This is a genomic window from Marinobacter sp. H13, from assembly GCF_059072335.1.
The window spans coordinates 4,105,043-4,131,134 of sequence record NZ_JCACRU010000001.1; the positions used below are offsets into that span (position 1 = coordinate 4,105,043).

Consider the following 26,092-nt stretch of genomic DNA (forward strand, 5'->3'; position numbering starts at 1 on the left):
CATGGGTGCTGACCAGAATCTGGACGTTTTTGGCACACTGGCGGAAGCAGTTGGCCTGACCCGAGACGGTGAACTACAGGGTGACTGGTTCCAGGACCCGTTAGGCAATCCCAACGGTAGCAAGCGCGGCCTCAGTTCGATGATGTACCTCGACGAGCAGCGAGAGGCATTGATCGCTTTTGTTGATGACGTGCTGGGAGCACCGGACAGGGAAGAGCAAGGGGGCGCTATCTGGGTCCCGCTTTTCAGCGACTCCGGTGCGACTGTTTTCGTAGTGGTGGAGGAGGCCGACAACGGCGCCAGAGTCGGATTTGGCATCGAATACGACAGCGCTAGCTCAGTGCCCGCAATCTCTGTAAGTGCCTATGTTCCGGTATTCCAGTTCGAACGGGAAGGCGCTGGAGCGCTGGACATTTCCGGGGCGCAACCCGATTGGCTGGTGTTGGGTCGGGACGACGCGCACATCGAATTAGCCATCAAAGTCATTATTTCCAACGATGCCCCTGCGCCAGGGGACCTATACATTGGCGCCGTATCCGTGGGTGTGGACGTTCCAACCAGCCCCTCTGATGATCTGGAATTCAGTCTCGGTTTTGAACGGCTTCAGCTCCCTGGCACCAATGCGCCCAGGGATTTTGAGCTCACCGTGGATAACATTAACGAGCTGGGCTCCGATTTTCTGGAATTCATGACGGGCCTGATTCAGGCCCAGGCCGAGGCGCTCGATACCACCAATGCGGCGACCGCTCCGTTTGCGGCGCTCACCGGTTTGGCGGGATTAAGATCTGTTCCGAATATTCCACCATTTCCGCTGGAGTCACTGATTACAAATGGCGTGTCTGCGCTGACCGGCTGGATTGAATCCATCCTTTCTTCCGCACCCGCTCGCAATGCCTGGCTCGGCCAGTGGGCCACGCTGCTGGGCGGTACTGTCAATTCTGGCCGAAGCGCCATTGAGTTCAGTGACGGATCATTGGCCGGAGCCGTTGGTTTACGTGTGGCGTCGTCAGCTGCCGGGGGATTGATCATCACGCCCTGGCTGGAAGGTTCGCTCAGACCTCAGGCCGGGGCGGAAGTGAAGGCGCAGGTGGACCTGCTTACGCTGGCAACCCTGGATGGCAGTATCAAAGCCGTGCCGAATTTGTCGCTTCTTGCTGTATTTGGGCAGGTAGCGGGCATGGGGTCGCCACTGCTTGCGGGCGACCCGGCAATTGGATCAATCAAAACCGGTATTACTCTGACCGGCGGAAAACCGGCTTTTGCATTGACGGCTCACAACGTCACGCTCGGCGGCACCAATCATGAGCTATTGGATCTGTCGTCTCCCGATGCCGCGCTGGACGCCGCCGAGAGCCTGGTCGACGGTGCTTTGGTTTCGGCATTGGCCACTCTGGGTCGCCCCGGCGAGATCTGTTCCCAACTGCTGGGGCTTGATCCGCCCACCGGTATCTCCGGCCCTTCGGCGATCGAACTCCTGACCGACCCTCTGGGTAAAACGGCCGCCTACTGGAATTCACTCGTTGCCTCGCCGGCAGCCATGGCGGTTGTTTTAACGTCAACCCAGGAACTCATCACCGGTAACTCAACCAGTGTTTCGGGCGCCGGGACGGCAGCGGATCCCTGGAGCATTGATCTGGACCCTGTAGCGCTTGAGGTTTCGATCGACGGTGATTGGATCAATTTTGATTTGGAAGCTCGCCTCGAAAACACTGTTCTGGACGACAAGCGATCAGACGTTTTTGTCAGCGCAAGGTTGTTGCGGCTGAATTTTTCGGCGCCGAGTGCGGAGTTCCTGAGCCGAATTAACGCTGGCACCCGGCTGCGGGAAGCCGATGGATCTGATCTCAGGCTGGATATGGGGCAGGTTGATGTCTCGGCCCGGTCGATCGGTGCCTCGGTGGTTTGGGGGGCTTCAACGGGCTTTGCCGTGCGTGTGGATGCGCCAGACCTGTCAGTCGAAGTTGAAGCCGTCGATGCATCCGACAGTTCAACCATCGAAGTTCCGTTGCCGCTGCCTGAGTTCAGCAGCGATGGCACGGTCCGCTTTAGCGCGGATTGGGGGGGCATCGAAAACGCGGTGGCCGCGTTGCTTCGGCGACTGGGCTCGCCGATTATCACCGCGCTTACGGACCTGATTGGCTGGAATGGCGAGGGAGCTCGTCTATCCATTGAGCAGCTTTTGAGCGACCCGGAAGCTGCTCTGAAATCCTGGATGGGTGATCTGGTACTGAATTGCAGCAATGTTCGGGTGGCGATGAGCCCGCTCTCATACCTTTTCAGCGGCTTCCGCCAGTGGGCACCGCTGGGCAATGGCAATGAACGCACGCCGTATCGAGCCGCCATTGCCGCAGACTCCAGGGCGCCGGGCGTTGCGGTGTGGCTGGACCCTGGCTGCGACATCCACCGCGGGCGGTATCAACCTCCAGCTGGCAATTTCGATTCCAGCGAGCCGACGGAGTTGGCCTCCATTGCAGAAGCGATTCGGGCGGCAGGTACGGAGCTTCCGGAGCTCGCCGATCTGATGACGGGCCGGAACCGCCTGGACGAGGGGTTTCAGGCGTTAATTGATCGCTTCACCGGTACCGACGGCCTGATCGGCCGCCCAGCCTCGCTGCCAACCGGTGTGAATGGCATCGACATTGGAGGCTTGAGCTATCGTGAACTGGTGGCATTCGGTGCCATCAACCTGTTGCCGCAGGAAGCCTTCGGAAGCGCACCTGACTCTGTGGTTTACGTGGGCTGTGAGGACCTCTGGAGTACCTGTTTCGGAAGCGACAGCCTGGATGTTCGGGGAGAGGTCAGCGGACCCGGCGTTCCGGCGTCCGCCAACGGACACTGGTCCATCTGCCTGCCGAATCCAACAACAGCCGCGGCAGCGAGACCTGATCGTGGTGCCATAGACGAGCAATGCCAGCGCCTGATCGAGGTGTTGCAGGATCGGGCCACGCCCATAACGGTTGTTGCCTTCGGTTCCGCCGGGGCGGCTGCCATCAAGGCGGCAAGTACGATTACTTCGATTGATCGGGTGGCAACGGTAGGCGCGCCCTGGGCGCCGGTTTCCCTGAATGGCTTGTTGTCGGGGTTGAGCGGCGACGCGTTGCGGCTCCTCTTGCAGCTCCAGCGACCAGAGCCCGAGACGATTAACGAAGAGGAGATTGCCGGAGAATCCAACGCCCTCTTGCAGTTTGGCTATGTTCTTGAGCGGGCGTCCCGGGCCGCCGGTTTAACACCCGACAGCCTTGATGAGCTTTTGCGGGCGGACCAGCAAGCGATCCGGTCAGGCCTTCCGGTAGACGCGGTATTCGGTGCCCTTGACGCCGAAGCCCTGGAAGCCGGTCTTGCTGCAACCGTTGCCGGTGCCATTGCCTACCGCCACGAAACCTATGAGCCTCCGGCAACGCCACCAACCAAACTGCACGCCGGTGTGGATCTGCCAGTTATTGATGCCAATCTCGGCGGCGTCTTCCTCGGGGCGGGGGCCATCCTGGAACTGGCGACCTGCGATCGAGGCCCCGGTGGCGATGGCTTTGAGGTGCAAACAGACAGGCAGGTCATCCTGGATCTGCATTTCGGCGTTCAGGATGGTTGGCTTGTTGGTGGCCCGGGCGCCGGCCAGAACGACATTGAGGTGCGCTGGGTATCTGCCCGGTTGTACCTGCCCTTGGCCGGTAGCACGCGGGTATCTGGCGCCCGGATAGTTCTGCACGAGGCCAACTGCTTCGGGGTGCGGCGGGACCAGTGGGTGATTGAAAGCGGGGCTGGTGTAGCCTCGCCGAGCTTGCCCACGTCTGAGGTTCATTTGATTCTGGCCGAAGTTGTGGGGCGCTTGGCTGCGGCATCTCCGGATCTCAGCCAACTGCTTGCCGACATCGGGCTGGTTGCCGGAGGTGGTTATGATCCGGAAGGTTTTGATCAGCTTATTCTGGATGCCAGTGCCGCAATCAACGCGGCGGTAGATGCATCTCCGGCCAGCCTTGCCGGCGCACTAAGGGCGCTTGGCGGATTTGGTGGCGCAGGCGCCGAGATATCCTGGGCACTCGATGCGGCAACCATTGCCGTCGATCTGAACTCCCGCGCCTTTGCTCTGGACGTAAACCATGTGGCGGCAGACCTTGTTCCACTGGGCCTGACGCTATTTGCTTCGGCATCCTCGGCCTCCATCTCCGGCTCCATCGGCGCAATCGAGCCGGATGTGGGTGGTCTTCGGCTTGTAGCCAGTGCAGCAACGGGTGGAGTTTCACCCGCCCTGACTATTGCCTGGCAAACTCCTGGTTCATTGTCCGCGACGTCAATCAATCTTCTGTCATCGCTAAGCACTTCCGAGCAGGCCGCCCTGGCGAAACTGGGAGCGGGGTTCATCCCGTCAACGCTTCTGGCGGGATTGGTTGATCACCTCCGCGAAACCGCTTCTGACGATGCGAGGGTCGCCATTGAGGTGATAATGGATGGCCTGGATTTGCTGGCGCCGCCTTCTGAACTGCCCTCACGTAGGGTGTTGCTGCCCTGGGCGTTGTTTATGGACCCGGTGGGTTGGCTGAAGACAGGCGCTGCACCCTGGAAGGCCGACCCGTTTGGCCAGGCGATTCAGGCGTTCGATGCGCTCGGCCAGTTGTTGATACCCGGCTTCACCGGAGGCGGATTCGATTTCAGTAATGAGGTGTCCGTAACCTACGGGGTGGCCTCAGAACGACTGAATGTAGCCGTCGCCATCGAAACAAGTCATTCATTGGGCGCGACTCCGGTCATCATCAGCCTGGGCGGCGGCCTGTCCATAGCCACCAACGGCTCGATTAGCACCCTCGTTTCCAGTTCGGCGACCTTTGATGGGAAGGGCGTTGCTATCTCCCTATCGCCAGACATTCGCATCGACCTCTTGCGGGCTGCCCCTGCAGCGCCCATGCAGATTTACCCTTCGGGACCGGGCCTGGGATCACTTCTGGCGACTGGAGCAGGTATGGCCATCCCGGTCGCGCTTAACGCATTGATTGCCGAAAGGGCCAACCCGACGCCGTCGCTGCAAAAAAATGTGGCTACGGCAGTGTTTGAGTTGGGTAGCGCATTGGATCTTCTGGAATCCAATCAGTTTGCCGACGCCAGAATTCAGACCTTTGCCGCAGACCCCGCCGGGGTACTTTTATCCCGCCTGCCCAATCTGGTTGTTACCGCAATTTCGCAGTTGGCCAATGCTCTCGACCCTGCGGGTACTGTCGTTTCGACATCGACGCCTGCGACGGGAATCTGTCGACTGTCACTGGGTAGCACGGATCCTGTGGAGATCACTCTGGATGCCAGCCCCACGGGCCCTGCCATTGAACTGGCCGCGGCTCTTTCGATAGCGGATGTCGGAACGGTCGGATTCGACCGGGTGCGACTCAGCGCGAGCGGCGTCGCCGTTGCTGTTTCCTATGTGGCAAGCGGATTCGACGTTGGCAATGGTTTGATTCTTCGCCCTGTAGCGAAAATTGAAGCCGGCGTGTCCGGCACCGGTTTCTCCCGAATGGCCGCCCTTGGTCTCGTCACTGATGGCACGGGCGACCAGTCCGTTCAGTTCCGGTGGGCGTTGAATCAGACGCCGCCGCGGGTGGTTGTTGTTGAAGAGTCACCGTCCGGTGAAACAGAAGACAACGAGCCCGCAGCTGTGGCCCTGGCGCTCCTGTCCCAGGCTGTTTCCATGGCCGCAGGTGTCACGTTGGAAGCACTTGGTACATTGGGAACGGATGCGGTTGATGCACTGCAGGATGTTCTGTTCACCGGTGGCACACCAACCCTGGATCCCACCCTGTTTGACGACATCGTCGACCCGGAAGCGTTGTTGAAGCGTCTGTTCCAGCTCGGCTTCAACCTGGCCGACCACAACCTGAAAATTACCATTGATGGCAAAGTGGATGTCGGCTTCACCCGCAACGGCGATCTTGCAGGCATCTTCGTGTCTTTGCCCCCGGGCGAGCGTATTTCGCTCGGTGGTAGCGACCCGACGGTGGATCTCGAAGTGGTTGCCAACTGGGTGACGTCGCCCGGAATCGCACCGGGTTTGTCGATCTTGCTCGTTGAAAAGGTCGGAAGCGATTTTCAACTGAATGCGGGGTTCTCCATCGCTGGTCTGGGCGTTCGCGTTGGCAAAAACGCAGGGCCTTTGCTGAACCTGGGTATTATGAGTATCGACGCCATCGGCGTTCATTTATACGGCGAGGCGGTGCCGGCAGGGTTAGGCGGCGGCGTTCAGGTTCAGCTTGATGGGCTGGCCATCGTGCCCTCGGCGGCCGGCGGCGACAATGCGGTTGCCAACAACATCATGAGCGACGCCGGAAATGATGCGTCGCCCTCGGCCCGTCCTGCCTTCAGCCCGGCGTTGGCGATTCAGAAGAACCCGGGGGGCGATCTCGGCATTTCATTAAGGGCAGGGGATCCACCGGGCCCCTGGTGGCTGGCGATCCAGAGACAATTGGGCCCGCTTTACCTGGAGCAATTTGGTTTTGATGTCACCGAAGTTGATGGTTCCGTTACCGGGATTTCGCTGCTGTTCGATGCGCGCGTCTCACTGTTCGGGCTAACGGCATCGGTTGAGGAGCTTGGCCTGCACTGGCTCGGCGGGGACGTCTTCGAGTTGACCAACTGGGCGGTCGATCTGAAGGGCCTGGGTGTTTCCGGGGACTTCAGTGGTCTGTCTATCGCCGGTGGTCTTCTGAAAACAGACCTGGACGGACAGATCGGCTACGTCGGAATGCTGATGGGTCGTTTCGGGGTGTATGGACTCTCCCTGTTCGGCGGATACAGCGACGACAAAGGGCTGCCCTCGTTCTTTGTGTTTGGTGCCATTCAAGGCCCCATTGGTGGCCCTCCCGCTTTCTTCCTGACCGGCATTGGGGGCGGTCTCGGCATCAAGCGGGGGCTACGCGTTCCGGATGATCTGTCAAAGTTTGGCGAATACCCCTTCATCAAGGCTCTGGATCCCGCGGCAAGCGTCTCCTCCGATCCATTGGAGGAGTTGCGAAAGCTTGCCGAGTACTTCCCTCCGGAGCCGGGTAACTTCTGGTTTGCCGCCGGCATCAGTTTTACCAGCTTTTCTCTGGTGGATGGTGTCGCCGTGTTGTCGGTTTCCGTCGGCAACGGGTTGGAACTCAATCTATTTGGCCTGGCTCGAATGGCTTTGCCCAGGCCCCAGGCCGCACTGGTATCCATTGAATTGGGGCTGCTTGCCCGGTTCTCGTCCTCGGAGGGGCTGTTCCTGATTCAGGCGCAGCTTACCGACAATAGCTGGCTGCTGTACCCCGAGGTCCGCCTTACAGGGGGCTTCGCTTTTGCTACCTGGTGGCTCGGCCCCAATGCCGGCCAGTTCGTTCTGACATTGGGCGGCTATCATCCCAGCTTTCAGCGTGACGGGTATCCGATTGTCGCCAGGTTAGGCCTGCAATGGCGGGTGTCCAACGCCATTGTGATCAAGGGTGGTTCTTACTTTGCCCTCACATCGGAAGCCTTGATGGCAGGGGTTGAAGTAGAGGTCAGTGCCGACTTTGGCTTCGCCTGGGCCCGCATTGCCTTTGGTGCGAATGCCATTGTCTATTTCGATCCGTTTTACTTCATGGCGGACGCCTACGCCCGCATTTCCGCCGGTGTGAAGATAAAAACCTTCCTGGGCACCATTCGAATCAGCATCAGCCTTGGTGCACGTATTGAGGTCGAGGGGCCTGATTTCCGGGGCAAGGCGACCATCGAAGTAGGTCCTTGCGACATCAAGGTGAAGTTCGGCAGTTCCCGCGAGATTCGCGGCATATTCGTGGGTTGGGATGAGTTCGTACCCAAGTATCTGGAAGAAACCTCGCCCGGCCGGGCGCGGACGCTCTCGGGGGCAGCGGGTAAGGGGGCTTTGCCCGCTTCCACGGAGGGTGAAACCTCGGCACCCTCCAGTGACGGTAGTTATGAGCGGCCCTTCGAAGTCTTCGCGGAGTTCGAAGTATCGGTTGTCGCAACCGGCCCGGTCACCCGGTTTGACTTCAACAACCCGGCCATCGACAAGGACATTACGCCCAAATTGCCGAGTGGCGCCGCGGTAGCGATGGGGTTGAGCCCCATGAACGCCGCCGGGTTGAAGGGCGAGTTGGAAATTCGCCTTGAGCGCAGGGTTGGAAACACCTGGACGGACCGCACCTCGGACCTGCGCCCCCTGGTGGAGGGCATGAAGGACGAAAAGACTGCCGAGGAAGGCCCTACCTATGGCCTGGAAGCCTTCCCGATCGGTGTTTGGGGGCCGCCAGAAGATCCCGAGCAACCTTCCAGTCCCATTCCGAAAGGCGACGTTATTTTCGCCGGCAGCCGGTTAAAGATGGTTGCCGAGGCGGACATGAGTTCGCAAACCGGCCCGGAAATCGATTACTACCGGGTTGAAGCAGGCCGGCGACCACTGCCGTTGTCTGCCGCCGGTACGTTGCGGGCCGACAACCTGAACCGGGCCACCGCTTTGGGAGTTGTTGCCGAGAGCGCGAGCATTGATGAAGCCTTTATTGAAGCCCGGAAGTATCTGTTTGCGGACGGCACCGGCGCGTTACCCGAGGGGCTTCTGGCCACAGGGCAGCGCAGCGCCAAAGCGCAGGCTATCTACGAGAACTCCCGCACCGCGCCACCCATGTTTGGCACACTGATGGATGGCCTGGAGGCCTCGAATGCCAGCAACGGTTCGACCGCCTTCATGTCTCTGGATGAGAGCCCCCGGGTCATCAAACCAACGAAGCCGTTCGTGACCGGATTCATGAGCAGCGGGGCAGGCGTGGCCCTGCGGGATGCGACCACAACCGTTGCGGACAAACGCATCAAGCGCCGCCCGGCACCGTCCACGGAATCTGTTCGCGGCCGACTGGGCCGCAGTTTGCCGATCAAACTGAACACAACCCATGCTCCGTCCAGCTTCAACGATCTGACGGTCGTTGTTCGCGGCTCTGTACCTCGCACCAGCGTTACCAGCGCCAGCCAGACATATCTCGGCGGCCGGGTTGGCTCGGGTGCGGGGGCCGCCTATGTGAAGGGCCTCGGGAAAGACGCTGGACCGGTTCCACAGGCGCCAGGTAGCAAACTGCGCCCCGGCGATATCGTCACCATGCGATCTCCGGATGCCGCAATTGATGGGGAGGATACCCGGCCTGAACTCAAGATCACCGGCGCGGCACGAGTGGTCATGTTATTGGGCAACGGTGCCGTGGCTGCCGATGAGCAGGTTCAGGATCGTCAGATCGCCGTTCCGAAACACACTGCGACAATTGCCGTGCAGGCCAGTGGTGGAGGCGATGGTCGCCCCACCGGTCTGAGAATTGTGGGCTGGCATGACCAGTCCAGACTGGTTCGCCTGACCGGTCGATCAGCGCTCGGGGCCGGATGCGTTCTGTCGCTGAACGGCACAGCCGGAAAAGCCTCCGTGGGATGGCATCTGGCCCAGAATGTGGTGCGTGGTGCGGCTGCCGTGTCCACGCGGTTCGCAAACACAGTTACCTGTGTTGGTGTGATTCTGAAAGCCGGTGAGGGTCGGTCTGCCAGTGATGTGGAAATAGAGCTGCACGGTGCACGGCACCTCAGCCAGCCGGTTCAGCCGGTGGTTGTTCAGGCAGGGGCGCGCTCGGTGCTGCTCTTTGAAATCAATGCCCTTGCCGGTCATTCCGGTGTTTCCGTTCGGGCCCTGCAGGGCGGCGCCCGTGAAATTGCGGGAATGGTTGGGGCGGTCGCGTCGGCTGAGGCGATGGCCGAATTGATTGCGGAAAAGGGATTGCCCGCAACGGTTTCAAGGCTGCGTGCCGTTGGCGGCAGCAACTGTGAGATCGAATGGGTGCCGGCACAGGACGAGTAACGCCGTGCAGATCCACGCAGGGACCGGCGAAAGAGGATAGCAAGAAGGAAGCAAGCGATGCCTGTTGGTGAAGGAAAATTCAAGCTCTATGCCAAGCTGAATCCGCCTCTGGAGGCCGGACTGTGGCGAATAAGGGCCAACCAGAAATTCTCAGCGCAAACGCCGGAGGCAAGTCTGGATGCCGGTGCGCTGAAGGTGGACGAGGAGAATATCCACCTCAGGATTCGGTCGCCGCGCTACATTCTGCCGCCTGATCAGATTCTGTCGACCTATCCACCGGCCAATTCTTTTGGTAGCTATGGCAGCCGCCTGCCACAGGTGGTCATCAAAAGGCGGACTCTGCCATGGGAGCGCCGCCTTGACGGTGCACCCGCCAATACACCCTGGTTGGCACTTGTGCTCATCGCCGAAGGGGAAGCCAGGCTGGAAACCGGCGTTGATGTCGCGAATTGCGTAACCGAGGGCGTTGAACTCGACGGATTAAAAGAAGTCGCCAAGGGCAACTGTCTGGCCATCAGAAAATCAATCATCGATAAGGTTTTTCCCACCAAAAACGACGTGGACCTGCTGGCTCATGCCCGGGAAGTAGACATCCACGATACCGAACTGATGATGGGTGATGATGACGGGTTTCTTGCCGTTGTCATCAGCAACCGACTGCCTGTGCCGGGTAAGGACGAAGACGGCAATGATGCCCCGGTGAAGTATCTGGCCTGCCTGGTGAATCTTGAGGGCCAATACGATGTGCTGTTGGACCGGTCCCCGGATCCGGTGCCGTCGTTCGTTACACCTTTCATGGTCAAGAGTACCGTTCACCAGAGTATGGCCAGTTACGACGACCATCAGGTGATGGGCACGGCTCTGGCTCCACGGGCCGCGGGAATCAATGCCGGTGACCTTCAGAATCTGACTCAGCCGGTGCCTCTGGCGCCGGGCGTCAAAGGCTCCCGGTCGACACAATTCAAGTCCGGCGCTGCGGCAACGGCCGGCGCGGTCCCATATTCCGGCTCCGGTACCTGGGCCATCAAAAAGTCCAAAGGCTCCACTTCGGCAGACATTGCTCTCAATATGGCCGAGCCCTTTCGGGTGATTCAAACCTTCGAGGCCCTGCCTTTGGACCCCGAATATCGGTTCCCGGTTTTACTGCACTGGAGTTTCACCACGACCGGCGACACCACCTTCCGATCATTGATGGAAAACCTGGACTCCCGTCTGCTTGGCGATGTTGGGCCAGGTCAGAAATCCGTGAGTGGCCGCCTGCCTCTGGAGGTTGCCGAAAGTGGGCATGTCGGTCTGGGCCACCAAACCCGTGAGGGTGACAAGGTACGGTCCTGGTACAGAGGACCGCTGGTGCCGCATCCCACCCGAAATTCCAGTGCTGATCGACTGAAACTGGCACATAGTTCAGATCAGCTCCGAGTGGTTATACCGGATGGCCGGGAAGATCTGTCACTGGCCACTGCCTTTGAAACGGGCCGTCTTCTCACACTGTCTCAACCGTCCATCATCGCTTCGTTGATGCGGTGGCGACAAAACGACTATCACGCTGCCCGACTGAAGTCCCTGCTCATAAAAAACAGAACTCTCTGGGAGGAGGTGCTCGGGGCAAGCATTGATCAAATCGACATCCGCCATCTGGGCCGGCTTTCAGGGCGTTTCTTTGCCGATGCTGTTGTGAGAACCCCTGAAAAGTTTCTGGGAAATCCAATGCCCCAAGTCGGACCGGGACGGCCTCTGGAATTCAATGGTCAGCCCACCACCGTGCTTGCTCGGGGGTTGGGGCTGCCGCCGGCCTTATTCGTCGGCGACCTGAACAAAGTTTTCGAGGGTTTGCGGGGTGTCCAAGTGCCCAAAGAAGACCTGCTTACACGTGAACTGGGCAAAGTCGATTTGCGGGACACCCTGGAGGCGGATCTGGACCGGCAGCGTGTCGATCTGGTGTCCAGCACGCTGTCGAATGAACTGATCAACGAACACCTGACCGGCCCTGCATTTCCGGTCACAGATCGCCTGATCAGAGAGGGCTTGAATGACAATCTGGATGTGATCCTGCGGGACCGCCCCAGAGATTTCACGGATGAGGACGAGTCATGATCAACAAAAACCAGGACATCCTCGAAAACCTCGGCCAGGAGCTGGAAAAAACCGCACGGGCTCCGCTCAGCGAATTCAGGATTGACCAAAACACCGCGATGCCCGCGGAGCTGAGGAACTGGTTAGTCAGCTTGCGGCTGCTCAACGGGGTTCCATTTGCCAATCTGGTGGCGGACTCCGAACTACTCCCGCAAGAATCGATTCGCTGGTTTTACATGGATCGGCGTTGGACGGATGCGTTGGTCCAGGGCGCGCTCAGCGTTGGCACGGTGAATAGTGACGACCGCATCCAACTGGATGCCCAATACAACGCCATCCGCGCCGAACTGGATACCGAAGAGCGCAACGTACGTCGTCGCACGCTCGCCCCACGTCTGACTGGGCAAACGGGTCCCATTACCGGATTTCTGCTTCGCTCCGCCGCCGTATCCGGGTGGCCGGGCATGCATGTTCGGGCTTTTGATGTAGACCCGGAGGAGGGCGACGAAGCCCGGTTCGAAGAGGACGATCCCCGACGAATCCGGCTGCTGCGTCTGGAAAGGTTGGCCCCCGCCGTTTTGCTCTGCCTGTTTGATGGTGTTCCCAAAGTTGTTCACCTGGAGGAACCGCGCCAGGGCGTCCAGTTTGGCTTCAAACACGAGGATAACGGTAACCAACGCTCAGCAACGCTGACTCCCCGCAGGAAGAGCGACTTCAGCTACCTCGACGTGGAGGACATAGATGTGCCGTTTCGCGTGGGGTCATCCGGTGTTGTTGATATTCGGCGGCTATCCGCGGCTCTGGCTGAGCATGATGAAACCGGCGCGGGCGATGGTCTGGATAGCGCGGAGTACGCCTTGCAGTTAATTCGATTCCCATGGCGGCAGGTGTTTGGGGAGGTTCAGGTTCCACCGATATCTGCCATGTTCCGGGCGACCGTGGCTTATGAGCCCATGGTTAACGCCACATTCAAGCTGTGAGGGGCGCTATGTTCAAACACCTGTTGAAGAAAAAGACCCTCACGAAAGCGGTCTATGACGAACGATGGGCCTGGCTGGTTCGAGCGGATACTGACCTGGCCGCCGTCAATACCTGGGACCCGGATTTGCGGCGGAACAAACGCATCCTGGTTCCCATCGATGTTCAGGCCTATGTTGCAAAAGAATCCAACCCGGAGCCGTTGGTGTCCGTGACCGGTGGGCCTGGCGACCCTGCGCCTTTTGCTGAAGGGCAGGTGCCGGAAAATGGTGTTCACCTGCACTGGGCACTTCCCGATGCGCTCCTGAGGGGGGGCGAATCAGCTGCAGGCGGCGAGCTGGAAATGACAGAGCTTCCCAACCACTGGGTTGTGGTGCGAGCGCTTTTCCCCGTCGGGATTAAACGGCCCATGATAAGAGGCTGGGTGATCGATGCAAAAACCGCGAGCATTCGGCCTCTGGGCTCCTTTAACGGATCGAATTTCGGTACCTCGGAACAGCCTACCTATGAACCTCTGGACGGGACCGTAGGCGGATCGCCCCTCTGGACCGCGTCTTATCATGCCAGTGCCAATCGTTTCGCTTTCCATGATGCCCTGGAAGATCTGCCAGAACTTCGAAAGACCGCGAAAGACGGTTTTGAGAAAGATGCCGGTACCTACACCGTTGCGGGCTGGTATACGGACATGGACAAAGATCCGCTGGCGGTGGTTAGCAAAAAAGACTTGCTGGATGTGATGGCCGACCTTGGATGGTATCTGGATCCGGAAGCCGAGCCGCCCAGCAACGAACCGGATCTGGCCGTGTTGGAACGTCTGTTATCGAAAGGGGAGATGAAGCAGCCAGCTGAGGCAACTCCAACCAGTTTTGTGGCAAAAGGCCGCGTTGAATCTTTCACATACGCCGACATGACTCCGGAAATGGGCCTGCCGGTTGATAAAGCCTCCAAGTTGTTTATTGCCCAGAAATCTCCCACCTTCATGTCGCTTTTTCACGGCATGATTTCAGGCGTCCCCATCGGAGAGAACATGCCTGTCATTGACGAGCGACCATCCTCAGAGGCGCTGTCGGTCGCGGCCGGGTTTGATACGGATGATCTGGTTACCGCGCTCGGCGCAGATGCCATTGGCGATAGCGTTTCCCAGAGGCGTGCCGCTGAAATGCTGGCCGCTGCCTTCACCAGCGATTTGATGGACCGTATGGGCACTCAGGACGGCCTGCGGGATATTGCCGAGCGAGAGCACGACGACATGTTCAGCTCTCGTCCGGGCAAACCCTTGCCTGCAGCCAAACTCGATCATCTGCGCGTTGAGGACTCCGCGTCGGTTAACGCAACTTCGGTCGGGCGAAAAGGGCGAGCCAGGATGAGCAAGGAGAGCACCGCCGAACGGGTGTCGCCGCTGCCTCGTTGGCGTGACAAAGTTGTCTTCAGCGAGGAAATGCAAGCGCCCAAAGCTCCACCAATCGAGCTCAAATCCGATGCGATTCGGGGTGCGCTCAAAGACCGGCGCACCGTTGAACGACCCGCACCCCGTCTTTTCATGCCCCAGCCCCCGTCGCTGGCCATAAAAGGTGCCAAGCCAAGCCTGCGCCATCATTATGACGGGCTCCACGATGATAATGGCCGTTTACGGTGCCGTTACCCCAATGAGGCGGTGAAAGGCATCAAAGGCGTGGTCAAGGCGAAAGACCTGGTGCCCACGCTGGGATCGGGCGCAATCCCGCCCGAAGTGTTGACCATCGTACGTGAAGCTCTGGTTCTGAATCCCTACTGCAGCCGCTGGCTGGCCAACGCTGCCACCGACAAGGACGAGGTTCGCCCGAAGTATCAGAGCCGCATTGAAGGAGAGATGCTCCGGCTCTACTCCGCAGATGGTCGCTACGACGGCAGCGGGGCGTACACCTTGTCTGGCAGCCTTGCGGATCCGCAAGCGCCGGGAAAGGAAACCTGGCAGCAATTCTCTTTCCGGGAGACGTCCCTGAAAAAGCAAATCACGGCTGAGCTGGCTGTTGCCTCTTACCTTGAGGGGCTGAGCCCGAGCCCACTGGGGGTTACCGCCTGGCGACAGCCCTGGGTGCCGCTTTGGCTGGAATGGCGGATTGAATTGGAGGGCTCGACTTCTTTGACTGATTGGGAGCTCGATGAACTGGAGATGGTTCGAAAAACCGACGCCAATGATGTCCAGATGGTTGAGATTACCGGGCGTAGCCCGCTGCATCGGGGCCTGGGGACGGCTCTTCAGGCAGGTATCAGTCGCTGGATTGCGGCGGAGCAGGAGAGGGACGCCACCGGCGATACGCTGACGGCATCGCAGGAAAACACATTGAATACCCTGGCGGATTTCATCAAACCCCAGGATCTGGCGTCGGCCTCTTTGGATGGTGTCAGGGAACAACTCCTGGGTCTGAACTATCTGGGCGGGTTCTTCTCCACGCCTGGCGCCGATGACCGACCGGAGGTTATTGCCGATCCTTTGACCTTGTTCGGGGGAACCATCTCCTTTAAGGCGCTTCGATTGGTTGATGCATTTGGCCGTGTCCTTGATGTGCCTACCACGGACATTCAAACCACCACACCCCTGGAAATTCCAGATGATACCTCTGCCATGAAGATGCCACTGCGCATCCAGGGGGGGCGGGCGCTGGCTTTTTCGGTTGGTCGACCCGGCCTATCAGGGCGCCCCGACGCTGGCTCCTGAAGCCTTTGTGAATCAATTGGAGCCAACCTTGGCGGTTAACCCTGTTGCCGGCTTTTTATTACCTGACCACATTGATGAATCTCTCGAAGTTTTCGATACGAGGGGTAATCCATTGGGCCAGATCAGTCATCATGAGCTGACCGGAGCGGTCCGCTGGGAGCCAGCTCCGGGGAGGCCCTTGCCCCCGGGCGCTGGGCCTATGGCCGATCTGCCGCCCGATGCAACGCCCGTGGGCAATCTTGTTTCCGGGGTGATCAGAACGGATGTGCAGCATCGGAAGGGGGAGCTACCGACTACCGAAAGCTCTCTGGCAGGTTTACTGAGGGCAATCGACACCACACTCTGGACAGTGGATACCTTCAGTACCTTGGGGTCATCATCTATTGCCGGCCTGGTGGGGCGTCCCATCGCTGTGGTCAAGGCGACACTGAGATTGGATGTGCCCGACGATCTTGACGATGTGCGAGTGGATTCAATTGAAACGGCGAATACCCGCAAGGCCGCGTTCGAGGCGCTCCGGGATCAGGCGTTTCCGGTACGGCTGGGCGATCTCCAGCGCAGCGACGATTCACTGCTCGGATATTTTATTGATGACAACTACGACCAGTTCCATCTCGTCGACAAGTCCATCGGTGCGCTGGCTCGGGAGAGCGGTCGTCGGCGAGGGCAGTTGGGTTTGCTGGGCAAGGTTCATGTTCCGGATGTCCAGCCACTGGACCATCCTTATCTGGTTGACGAGGATCTTTTCTACGTCCGGCCCGGTACCTGCCATACGCTGACGATGTTGATGCTGCCTGCTGGCAAGGTACACCTTACCTCCGGCGTTCTGCTGAGGAAGTCATTGGCTCTTAATGACGCCTGGATCAATGATGGCCTTAAGCGGGTTATCCCCTCTGTTCGGGTAGGTCCGGTGCTTGTTGATCCTGAAGAGATTCGGTTACCCAAGGTCAATCTTCTGGGCGAGAAGCAACAGTTCACCCGTCGGACCGGCCCCTTGACCTGGCGAGACGACCCCATCGTTGCCGCGACGCAGTCAGCACTTCTGCCAAGAACGCCTCACGAATTCCAGGAGGGCTGGATTCGGATCATTGAGGAGGATCAGTCATGAGTGATGTACCGGTTGATCCTACTCTCGCTCAGGAACGAGCGCTTGCACGGCGCCGCAAGAGGAAAGCCGAGAAGCGAAAAAACGCGGTCGCGAGGGATAGCTTCTTAACATCAATTTCGGGTTCACCCGACAAACAGGCGTTGGCGGCCTCCATGAAGGCGTTAATGGAGCGCGAGGGTATTGGTCCATTCGGCGAACCTCCGGCCCGAACGTCTGCCCGTTCTTCGGCTGGCCTGGGGCCCGCCCCCATGGCGTTTCCCGCCAACAATACCAATCGGTGGGTGCCGATCGGGCCCTCGGTGGTTCGTCAGGGGCAGGCTGAGGGTAGGCCGCGAGTGTCTGGCCGGGTTCGTGATCTGGCCGTAAGCCCTGATGGCCAACGCGCCTACGCAGGCACGGCCAAAGGTGGCGTCTGGTATACCGGCGACGGTGGCGCTACCTGGGAACCCCTGGGGGGCTGGGCCAACGAGCCCAGGCGGTTCGGTGGCAACACCAGCGCATTCGCCTGTGGGTGTTTACTGGTGAACTTCGGTGCCAACGCCGGTGCTGATTTTGTGATGGTGGGTACCGGTGAATTCGACGCGATGCAGGGTGTTGATGGCGCTGATGCAATTCGCGGGGTTGGCATTCTCGCCGCATCAGGACCCGCCGCCGGTGCGGTCAGTTCGGACCCGTGGGAAACTGCGACGGGCATTGCCGCTCTGGAGGGCGTGTCGATAACACGCATGGTACGCGTTCCCGGCTCCGCACCCGGAGCTGCCGGAGATCGTGTGATCGCAGCCACTTCAGGTGGTCGGGATCTTGGCTGGAACATCCAGGGCGGCGGACTTTATCTGGGCACTCGATCCATGGTTGGCGGTAACCTCTCGTTTACCTGGTCAGCCCTGCCGTTGCCTGCCCCCGCGCCATCGCCGCCCGCAAACGGGGCCGCCATGGCCCCGGTCAATCGTGCGCCGACCGATTTGTGTTATGTCGGAAATCGTCTGTTTGTGTGTTTTCGAAGCTCAGGCATTGCGTTCTCAGACGATCACGGCAACACCTTCAACTGGATTACGCAGAACTTTCTTCCGGCACCGACTGTCCCGGCCACGGGAAGGTTGGATGGAAGAATGAGCATGGCGGTGAATGATGACAACACCGCTTTGTATATTCTCGGTGAGGTGACCACTAATCCCGCCGGTGGGAATCCTGTGCCCCATATCTGGCAAATAGCAAATCCGGGTGATGCTGCGCCCATTGCCAACCCATTGAATAACATTCCATCCGCCGCCAATCTCTGGCCCGGGCAGCGTGACTATGATCAGGCCATCGTCGTTACGACCCGGAATACGGCTCTGGTTCCACCGCCGGTACGGACAGACCGGGTCTATATCGGCGGGTCGCTCATTCAGGTCAATAACTGGAACGCGTCCATTTGGGCTTTCGACGTGAATGGCAACAACCTCGTACCGTCTCCGGGCGTTTCCGATCAGCCAGTCGGCACGAACTCAGGAGCCACACAGCCTGGTCTGATCGGCGATGCAGTTCACCCGGACGTTCATTCTCTCAGGAAAGCCACCAATGCAGATGGATCCCGGCAAATCTGGGTGGGTTGCGATGGCGGCGTGTTCGTTTCCCTGCGCGATGGCCAAACCAATACCTTCAGCAGCCGAAACGTGGGCCTTGCGTCCATCGAATCTATCTTCAGTGCCAGTCATCCCACCTCCAGCCATTTTTCGATGCTCGGTTGTCAGGACAATGGCCGACAGGTCCGGGTGGGAAGCACCGTCTGGGAGATGAAGACGTCGATGCAGGGCGACGGTGGTGGGGTAACGTTTCACCCGGTTCAGTCCCACTACGTGATGGGGCAATTTGCCAATGCGGATTGGGCCTGTGACCCGGCGGGCCGATACCGAGCGCCGTGTAATCTGATCAACAACGATCCGGAGTCCAATGCCAGTAACTTCTATTCGGGTATCGATACTGTTCGACGTGCGGCAGGGAACCTGGGAAGGGTAGCGCTGGGGACCAACAGGGTTTGGGTGACCGACAATCTGGGTACCAGCAACCCGAACACGTGGAGAGTATTACCCATAACCGCCGCTGGCACCTTTGTGCAGTGGCGGGATGGCCGTCCGGGCAACCGAACCCCGAGCACTGCAGCCAACATGGCCTTTGGGGTACCGCCAGCAGGTTTTGGGCCGGTGGTCACGGTGAAATGGGTCGATGAGCGCACCCTGTTGGCCTTATTTAATCAGGGGGTTATCCGTTACAGCGAGGATCCCGGTAATGCGGGGCGTTGGACGTCAACCGCGTTGATCGGCCCGGGCGTTGCGGCGCCGGCTGCGCCACTGGTAACACCGCAGGCTACGTTTTTCACAGATATTGCTCCAGTTCCGGGAACCAGCGATTTCTATCTCGTGACAACCGGCCAGACCAACACCTGGACACCGGCGGTTCCAGCTACGCCAACCTCTGCAGCGGTGGCGGCCGTTTCGCCAACCGCTGCTGCAGACTCCTGTTTTTATTACGATGACGCTGCTGGCGGTTGTCGGCTGACAGGCCTGGGTCAGGCCCTGCCACCCATGCCCCCTCTCGCAACCAGTCCGATCGACCCGGCGTATTCGGTTACGGTTGACCCGGCGAATCCCAATACCGTGTACGTTGGAACTTCGACTGCGGTGTGGACGGCAACCAGAATTGCGGGTAACGCCCACGGACCGTGGCAGCTGTTCGTGAACGGTCTGCCGGAAGCGGTCGTGCAGGACCTTCACATCTGGCAAGATCCGTCCGGCGCGGGCACGTCACCCCGGTTGATGAGGGCCACCTTGCAGTCCCGGGGCGTTTGGGAGGTCAATCTCGCTGCAGCTGAGCCCGCCCGAACCTATGTGCGCGTGCACCCGAGGGATGACCGTCGCATGTTCCCGACCCCCATGCAAAATCCGCGTCTTCGTCCCGGGGCAGCGGCAGAGCCTTTCTTCTCAAGTCCGGATATCGTCGTGCGGCCCGAGGCCCCAGTAGGGACAACGCCATCGTTCCGGGGAACCAACATCTGGAACGGAAACCTGCGCTACCAACTCTGGACGTTCCAGACCGCCTTCCGGTGGATTTACCCCAGCGTCATCCCAAATGGTGAGTGGAGTGATCAAATGGGTGATCTCGTTGAGCGCCACCGCCGCTTGAGAGGCATCGCAAACCCGGGCGCAAGACGAATAGATGCAGCCTTGTGGGCTGACGTCATGGCCAACGCACTTGACGAGAACGGCTCGCCGGGTGTTTACAGGGCACCCTGGCAAAACGCAGCCGTACCAGCGTTACCCGGTTCGGAGATTGACCTGATGGAAACAGTGGTACCCCGGCGAGTCAGGAACTCAGTCTGGCAGGTATACCGCGAGCGAAGCACCGTTGATGTGTTGCTGCACCATCGAGACACCCGGCCGGTGGCAGCAAACGGAGCGTTTGTGGTGCTGTTATGGCGTTCCGGAGCCTCTCAAAACACATTGCTGGGAACCGATTGCACAAACCTCGTGCCCTTTGTCCGCAGCCTGACCGGCGGAGCGCCGCAGCCAACACCTCCGGGATGGAACGTGGCGCTGGCGGCTGACGGCACGCCATTGAACCGTTTGTCGGTTGACCTGGCTGCTCGAATGCCACGAGCCGTGTCAATCAACGTGGACCTTTCCGGCGTTTCGACCGGTCATCGGATACTGCTCCTGGCTGTTGTCGGCTCAACAAACGATGTCTTTTCGGCAGTACCAACGGGTCCGGTTACCTCCGTGGAAAATCTGGTGCGCAACTGGCCCCATGCTGCGGCCCGGGTTGTCAGCGTCTGGCCTCGACCCGGCAATCAACTTTTCCCTTAAGCAAGGACGCACCGATGGAACTTGATGCGATATCTCTGATCCTTCTGGCCCTGGCCATCCCGGCGTCGTTTATTGTCTCCGCTGCAGCTGGCCTCGGCGGTTCCCTGATTCTGGTGCCCGCCATGATGATGGCCATCGGTACCAAAGAGGGGATCGCCGTGGCTGCTTTGTTGTTGGCCTGCAACAACGTTGCGAAGGTGACGGTTTACCGGAAAACCCTGCCCTGGAGGGCCTCCGGCGCCGTCATCATCGCAGTTCTGCTGGGCACCGCACTGGGCGCGACTCTGATGCTCAAACTGCCAGAGCTATGGATTCGGTATGCCGTTGCGCTGGTGATTGTTGTCACCCTCGTGTGGGAGTTTTCGCCCTATCATCGCGCGAAAAAAGCCTGGGGGGTTGGGCTAGCGTTCTGTTCTGGCGCTACCTCAGGTATTTCAGGTACTTCGGGGCCGCTGAAGGGCGTTGCACTTCGCAGCCTGCAGCTTGAGCGTTTTTACTTTGTGGGCGCCGCCTCTCTGGTGTCCCTGGTCGGCGACACGACCAAGGCCGTGGTGTTCAGTCAGTCCGGCTTGCTGCAAATCGAGCATCTGGTTCTGGTAGGTACTCTGGTCCCTGTTATGGCGGGTTGTACCTTGCTGGGAAGAACCATCAACAGGAAACTGGGAGAACGCTGGTATAGCGTTCTGTTCTGGACCGTAATGGGCGGCTATATCTTGCGACTGGTGACATAAATGGCGGACCCAAAAGAGAAGAAGGGAGTGGGAAAACACCATTCCTTGACTGACCAGGCACCTGAAAAGCAACCTGCACGAGACGCAGCCGAAAAGGTGGCCTCCGGACAACCGGCAGAAAAACCTGATTTCGATCAGAAAGATCAAAACATTTCGCCGCGTCGAAAGGCGCCGGGGCCCGGCAAAATCTCTCGTCCGTCATCGGAAAGCCAGCCGGAGCCGGAAGCCGAGGGAGGACCGGGTGAGCAAACATCGGCACTACCTGAGGCCGTCATCGACGAGGGTTCAAAAGGCCGGAAAGGCAAAAAGCCATGACAGCTATCGTCGATACCAAGCGGTTGAACAGTGGCGACACCGGGGGACAGGCAGCTACAATCCTGGAACCTGCTCTTGCATGCTCCGGCAAACGCATTATCGTCACGGGCAACTGGTTCTGTTCCCGAACCACCGACGGTGGCGACAACTGGGTGTTTGTAGACCCCTACACGGAATTGCCTCCCGCAGGCGCTGGATTCTGTTGCGATCAGCTCATTCACTACTGCTCTGCCAGACGGCTCTGGATCTGGCTTCTGCAGTTTTCCAAGACCACCCAAGGAAACCTGATCCGTGTCGCTGTCAGTTCATCCGGCGCGCCTGGTACATGGACCTGGTGGGATACAACTCCGACGGACATTGACGAACAGTGGTCGGGGACCTGGCTGGATTACCCCGATCTGGCCGAATCAGATAACCACCTCTTGCTGTCGTTCAACGTTTTCAGCACAACCACAGACCGCTGGCAAAGAGCGGTGGTGTTACGACTGTCCCTGGATCAATTGAAGGCGCGTGAAGCGATCTCCCGGGAAGCCTGGTCAACGGAAGAATTCGGATCTCTCCGTTTTTGTCGTGGCATGGGAAGTACGGCGATCTTTGCCAGCCTGAGCTATTTTCAGCCATCTATCGAGGTGTTCCGATGGCCTGACGACGAAGAGGATGTCTCGCAAGTTTCCGTCGCTGTGAGGCATTGGCGCGACGGCCCTTACGCAAAACCTGATGATGCGACAAGTCAATGGATGAATCGCATGGATGATCGCGTTCTCGGAGCGTGGGAGTCAGGCGGTGTTCTTGGTTTCGTCTGGGTGGCCTCGGCGGATGTTCAGCACCCTTTTCCCTTCGTACGCGTGGTGAGAATCAGGAAGAGTTCGAATGAGCTGATTGATGAGCCCGATCTGTGGAATTCGGACCGGGCCTGGGCTTATCCGTCAGTTTGCCCGAACCAACGGGGCGATGTGGGCATAGTCGCGGTGTGCGGTGCCGGAGGCCGCCACCCAACGCTGGGGGTCGGGTGGCTGGATGACAGAGAGTCGAATGCTTTGCCAAACTGGCAGATGGCCCTGGGCGATGCCTCTAGCCACCAGCCCCACGCTCGAGCATGGGGAGACTACCTCGATATCCAGCCAGACCCACGCCGTAAAACCTACTGGATGGCGTCCGCCTTTACTCTTCAGGGAGGTGCGGGAAGGGCAAATATTGTTCCGCAGGTTCTTACATTCAAGCCATAAAACCATTGGCTGCCTGAACGTTATTTTTGTGGGAGGAGCAATGCCATGTATCGCTGCGAGTATTTTGCTATTCACGAGTTGGTGCCACCCAAGGTCTTCCAAGAATGGGGAGAGAAAGCCTGGGAACTGTTGGACGAACGGCTCCTTATAACCCTTGACCGTCTGAGGCGGAGATACGGCCCCATGACGGTTAACAACTACTACTGGGGCAAAGAAAGAGAGTGGAGCGGGCTGCGTACCAAAGACAGCCCATTTTACTCACGCTACAGCCAACATACTTTCGGTCGTGCGGCAGACTGTCTCTTTGCTGAACGAGCCGCTGAAGAAGTACGCCAGGACATTTTGAGCCATTCAACAGACCCTGATTTTGAGATGATTGGAAGCGTTGAGTTAAACGTATCGTGGCTTCACTTTGATGTTCGAAATTGTCACAGGATAAAGACGTATCAGCCATAGATAACGAACGGTTTGTGCTTAATGGGCGAGTCCATGCCATATTGGAGGGACGAAAGGGTCGCTTGCCTTATTGTTTCTTGTCAGAAAATGGGCTCACCAGTCGCCTTGACCGCGTAGAAGAGGCAATCACTCTTCGCAATCACCGGATTGGTGGTGATCATAAAGGCTTTGATGGCCTGCGCGGGGAAGATTTGCCCCTCTCTGACCTGAAAAACCTGCCCCATGTTCTCGGTCCGGTTATGGCCGATGGCGTTGAGTACGCTGAGGCCTTTTTTTCCAATCCATCCCAGCGGCTCATTTGGCGATACGATCCCGAAATTTCGGTGTTCGATGTCTGGTGGTAAAGTGAGGTCAGCCCGGCCGGAGGGTTCAGGAAGATATTCTATGGTTGCTTCCGGAACCAGCTCCACCCGAATCGGATTTCTTAGTACCTCCACGTCCCACTCCGCCTTTTCGAGTGATAACACGTCTGGCCTTGAGGCATACCGCACGAGGCCCTCATACGCCAATTGATGGGCCTGATCATCTTGGGACCCACCACATTCGATGGTTACCGTTGGGACTTCCTGCTCGGAGTATTCCATCAGGGCGCCGAGGCGAAGATCTGTCATTATGAGGCGGTCTGTGAACAGAGAGGTCAACGCCTGGTGGGCCGCATCATTGGTGATGGTCACCGCGAAGGAGGGGCCCGTGCCTGAGGTGTTGTGTACGTCCAGCAGGCACTCTGGTTTCACTTTGTGCAACTCTGCCAGCATGGCCTTTGCGATCGCACCTTCTTCTCCCTCAAACGGCTCTTTGAAACACCGGTTCAGATCACGTCCTTCCGACAACTGGCGCAGTGAGAGCATGGGTGGGATCTTCGCCGGGTAGACGCCTCCCAGCAGAAACAGCATGTTGACATCGGGGGTATGCTGCTCAAGTAGCCACCTGTGAAGGGCAAACAGACCTGAAGGCTCATTGCCGTGAAGCAGCGTTGCCATAGCTCGAGTCCGGGAGCGATCACGACCGGCAACACGAATAATCGTGGGCTTTTGTAGCTGGTCCAACCACTCAAGGGCGGAGCGGCCCAGGGTCCGGGGCGAGGGATCATTCAAATAATCAAGGACGTTCGAGTTACTCACGGCGACAATGTCCATTCATGGAGCGGCGTATTTGTCTTCTGGTTGGCCATGTACAGGGAGAGCATGGTCTGGAAGGCCTCGTCGGGGCTCAGGGATTTGAACAGGGATTCGGTGATTTGGCGTTGCCACCGGGCGCCCGACATGGCGGTTTCAATGCGGCCTTCGATAATTCCCAGCAAGCGGTGAATTTCTGACTCGTCCACGGCTGTTTGTGCCAGTGCGTCCCGGGCGCGGGGTAGCAGATCCCGGGCCACGTTTAACAGGGGCGTATCCTGCAACTGAACCTGATTCTTGTGTGGCCATATGATTTCTGCGCCAACGCCATATTTCGCGGCGCGGTAGAAGTTGTGTTCCGTGTAATGGAAGGGAAGTATCGACGTCAGATGATGAATATCATCAAGGACTGCCAGCGCAGCGCCAATTATGAACAGCCCGTTCGCACACATATCAGCAGCCGTAGGGCCTGCGGGCATTGAGCGAATCTCGATGCGCAGGTGGCCGCCTTCGGTATGGTCGTAGATGGCACGGTTCCAGGGCCAGGTGGTTCCCTGGTGCAGTCGCAGTTCAGCCAGTTTCGGCACATCACCGCGATCAATCACCGCCATCGGGTCTTCCTCCGACATCAGTGGAATGATGGGCGGATAGAGCGATGCCGAGGCGGCAAAGAGTTCCCAGGCGCTGCGTGTCCAGCCATTGCCGTAGTAAACCCGTGGCGGATGGCGCCAGGTTTTATGGTTGGGCGATCGGCTGTCGATGGATTGCTTGAACAGGGCAATGCGGGTTTCGTCCCACAGGTGGTGGCCGAACAGGCTGGGTGAATTGCTGGCCAGAGCGAGGACAACCGGCGTGACCAGTTGGACCGCATTGAAGTAATCGGCAAAACGGTGTGCGGGCACCCGCCAGTGAAGCTGGAAGGACGTGTTTGCTCCTTCCATATAGACGTCGTCAGCTTCCAGATTGATAACGTCGTTACCACCAATATGGATGCTGAATGGCTCTCCCCGTTGCTGGATCAGCGCTTTGGATAACGCATGATAGCGGGGCTCGTCTGTCATTGCCTTCGCACCCATATCAGACTGGCGAAGCGTGGGCAGAATGCCGATCGGCACCAGTTCTCCATCCAGTGATGCGGCGTGCTGGTTGATCCGTTGGATCGCAGAGAGCAACTCCTGCTCTGTTCTGGCGAAGGGAGAGCCCTTGAAAGCCTGGGGGCTGAGATTGTATTCGAGATTGAAGCGGTTTAGCTCAACCGTCAGTTGAGGGTCCTGAACGCGGGCGGCGATTTCGGTGTTGATAGGTTGAACGCGCAGGGCCGGGTTTACGATGTAGAACTCTACCTCGGCTCCGATGGAGCTTGCGCCTTCGCCAAAGCCGGGCCTGTTCAGAAGACGAGTAAGTGCCTTGAGATCCGTCCTGACCTTGGCGGCAAAACGTTCAAACTCTTCCGGCGCAAACTCTGTTGTCTTGATCGACAGTCCCACGGCAACGTCTTCTCTAGCGCTGACTTACCTTGATAGTAGTGGAAGATGCGCTGTACACCACCTCAGCGACGCTAAATCATCGGTAGGGTTTTCAATGGTGATTTATATAGCTCAAAGTTATTAAAGGAGTTATAAATCATCTAGGTGGAGTATTGTTGTTCCTAGGTGACTACTTTATCTTTGCGTTCTAAGAAAACGCCGACCTATTCCTCTGGCGTATATAAAGATTCCGAG

The 26,092-nt window shown here is 58.7% G+C and carries 12 protein-coding genes; 10 read left to right on the forward strand and 2 right to left on the reverse strand.

Annotation, left to right across the window (positions count from 1 at the left end):
• The first annotated feature begins 1 nt into the window (after nucleotide 1).
• The 10 genes from AC5JQH_RS19240 to AC5JQH_RS19285 all read left to right on the forward strand — a co-directional run bounded on the left by AC5JQH_RS19240 (nucleotide 2) and on the right by AC5JQH_RS19285 (nucleotide 23,256).
• A complete protein-coding gene (locus AC5JQH_RS19240; RefSeq protein WP_493805879.1) occupies nucleotides 2–9,829 on the forward strand; it encodes a DUF6603 domain-containing protein in 9,828 nt (3,275 codons plus the stop codon).
• A 57-nt stretch (nucleotides 9,830–9,886) separates the two neighbouring features.
• Nucleotides 9,887–11,923, forward strand: a complete 2,037-nt coding sequence (locus tag AC5JQH_RS19245; protein ID WP_412537408.1) for a hypothetical protein — start codon at nucleotides 9,887–9,889, stop codon at nucleotides 11,921–11,923.
• Nucleotides 11,920–12,882 (forward strand): hypothetical protein, encoded by a 963-nt coding sequence (locus AC5JQH_RS19250; protein WP_039881919.1) that lies wholly within the window; start codon nucleotides 11,920–11,922, stop codon nucleotides 12,880–12,882. Before AC5JQH_RS19245 ends, AC5JQH_RS19250 begins: the two co-directional genes overlap by 4 nt.
• An 8-nt stretch (nucleotides 12,883–12,890) precedes the next feature.
• Nucleotides 12,891–15,578 (forward strand): hypothetical protein, encoded by a 2,688-nt coding sequence (locus AC5JQH_RS19255; RefSeq protein WP_493805880.1) that lies wholly within the window; start codon nucleotides 12,891–12,893, stop codon nucleotides 15,576–15,578.
• Between the two features lie 199 nt (nucleotides 15,579–15,777).
• Nucleotides 15,778–16,686 (forward strand): hypothetical protein, encoded by a 909-nt coding sequence (locus AC5JQH_RS19260; protein WP_493805881.1) that lies wholly within the window; start codon nucleotides 15,778–15,780, stop codon nucleotides 16,684–16,686.
• On the forward strand, nucleotides 16,683–20,528 hold the full coding sequence (locus AC5JQH_RS19265) for a hypothetical protein (RefSeq protein WP_008172097.1): 3,846 nt from the start codon (nucleotides 16,683–16,685) through the stop codon (nucleotides 20,526–20,528). Before AC5JQH_RS19260 ends, AC5JQH_RS19265 begins: the two co-directional genes overlap by 4 nt.
• A 14-nt stretch (nucleotides 20,529–20,542) precedes the next feature.
• Complete coding sequence (locus AC5JQH_RS19270; RefSeq protein ID WP_493805882.1) at nucleotides 20,543–21,259, forward strand: sulfite exporter TauE/SafE family protein; 717 nt, start codon at nucleotides 20,543–20,545, stop codon at nucleotides 21,257–21,259.
• Nucleotides 21,260–21,574 (forward strand): hypothetical protein, encoded by a 315-nt coding sequence (locus tag AC5JQH_RS19275; protein WP_008172095.1) that lies wholly within the window; start codon nucleotides 21,260–21,262, stop codon nucleotides 21,572–21,574. It abuts the gene before it with no gap.
• Entirely contained in the window at nucleotides 21,571–22,800 is a 1,230-nt protein-coding gene (locus AC5JQH_RS19280; protein ID WP_008172094.1) for a hypothetical protein, read from the forward strand. Before AC5JQH_RS19275 ends, AC5JQH_RS19280 begins: the two co-directional genes overlap by 4 nt.
• A 183-nt stretch (nucleotides 22,801–22,983) precedes the next feature.
• Nucleotides 22,984–23,256: a hypothetical protein gene (locus AC5JQH_RS19285; protein ID WP_199185522.1), complete on the forward strand. Its 273-nt coding sequence runs from the start codon at nucleotides 22,984–22,986 to the stop codon at nucleotides 23,254–23,256.
• A gap of 80 nt (nucleotides 23,257–23,336) precedes the next feature.
• Here AC5JQH_RS19285 and AC5JQH_RS19290 read toward each other — a convergent pair whose 3' ends face one another.
• The gene (locus tag AC5JQH_RS19290) at nucleotides 23,337–24,377 is read right to left on the reverse strand and encodes a M14 family metallopeptidase (protein WP_227497787.1); all 1,041 of its coding nucleotides are present in this window, start codon (nucleotides 24,375–24,377) and stop codon (nucleotides 23,337–23,339) included.
• Nucleotides 24,374–25,858 carry a glutamate-cysteine ligase family protein gene (locus tag AC5JQH_RS19295; protein WP_008172091.1) on the reverse strand — a complete coding sequence of 495 codons (1,485 nt, stop codon included), beginning with the start codon at nucleotides 25,856–25,858 and terminating at the stop codon, nucleotides 24,374–24,376. Before AC5JQH_RS19295 ends, AC5JQH_RS19290 begins: the two co-directional genes overlap by 4 nt.
• Nucleotides 25,859–26,092 lie beyond the last annotated feature (234 nt).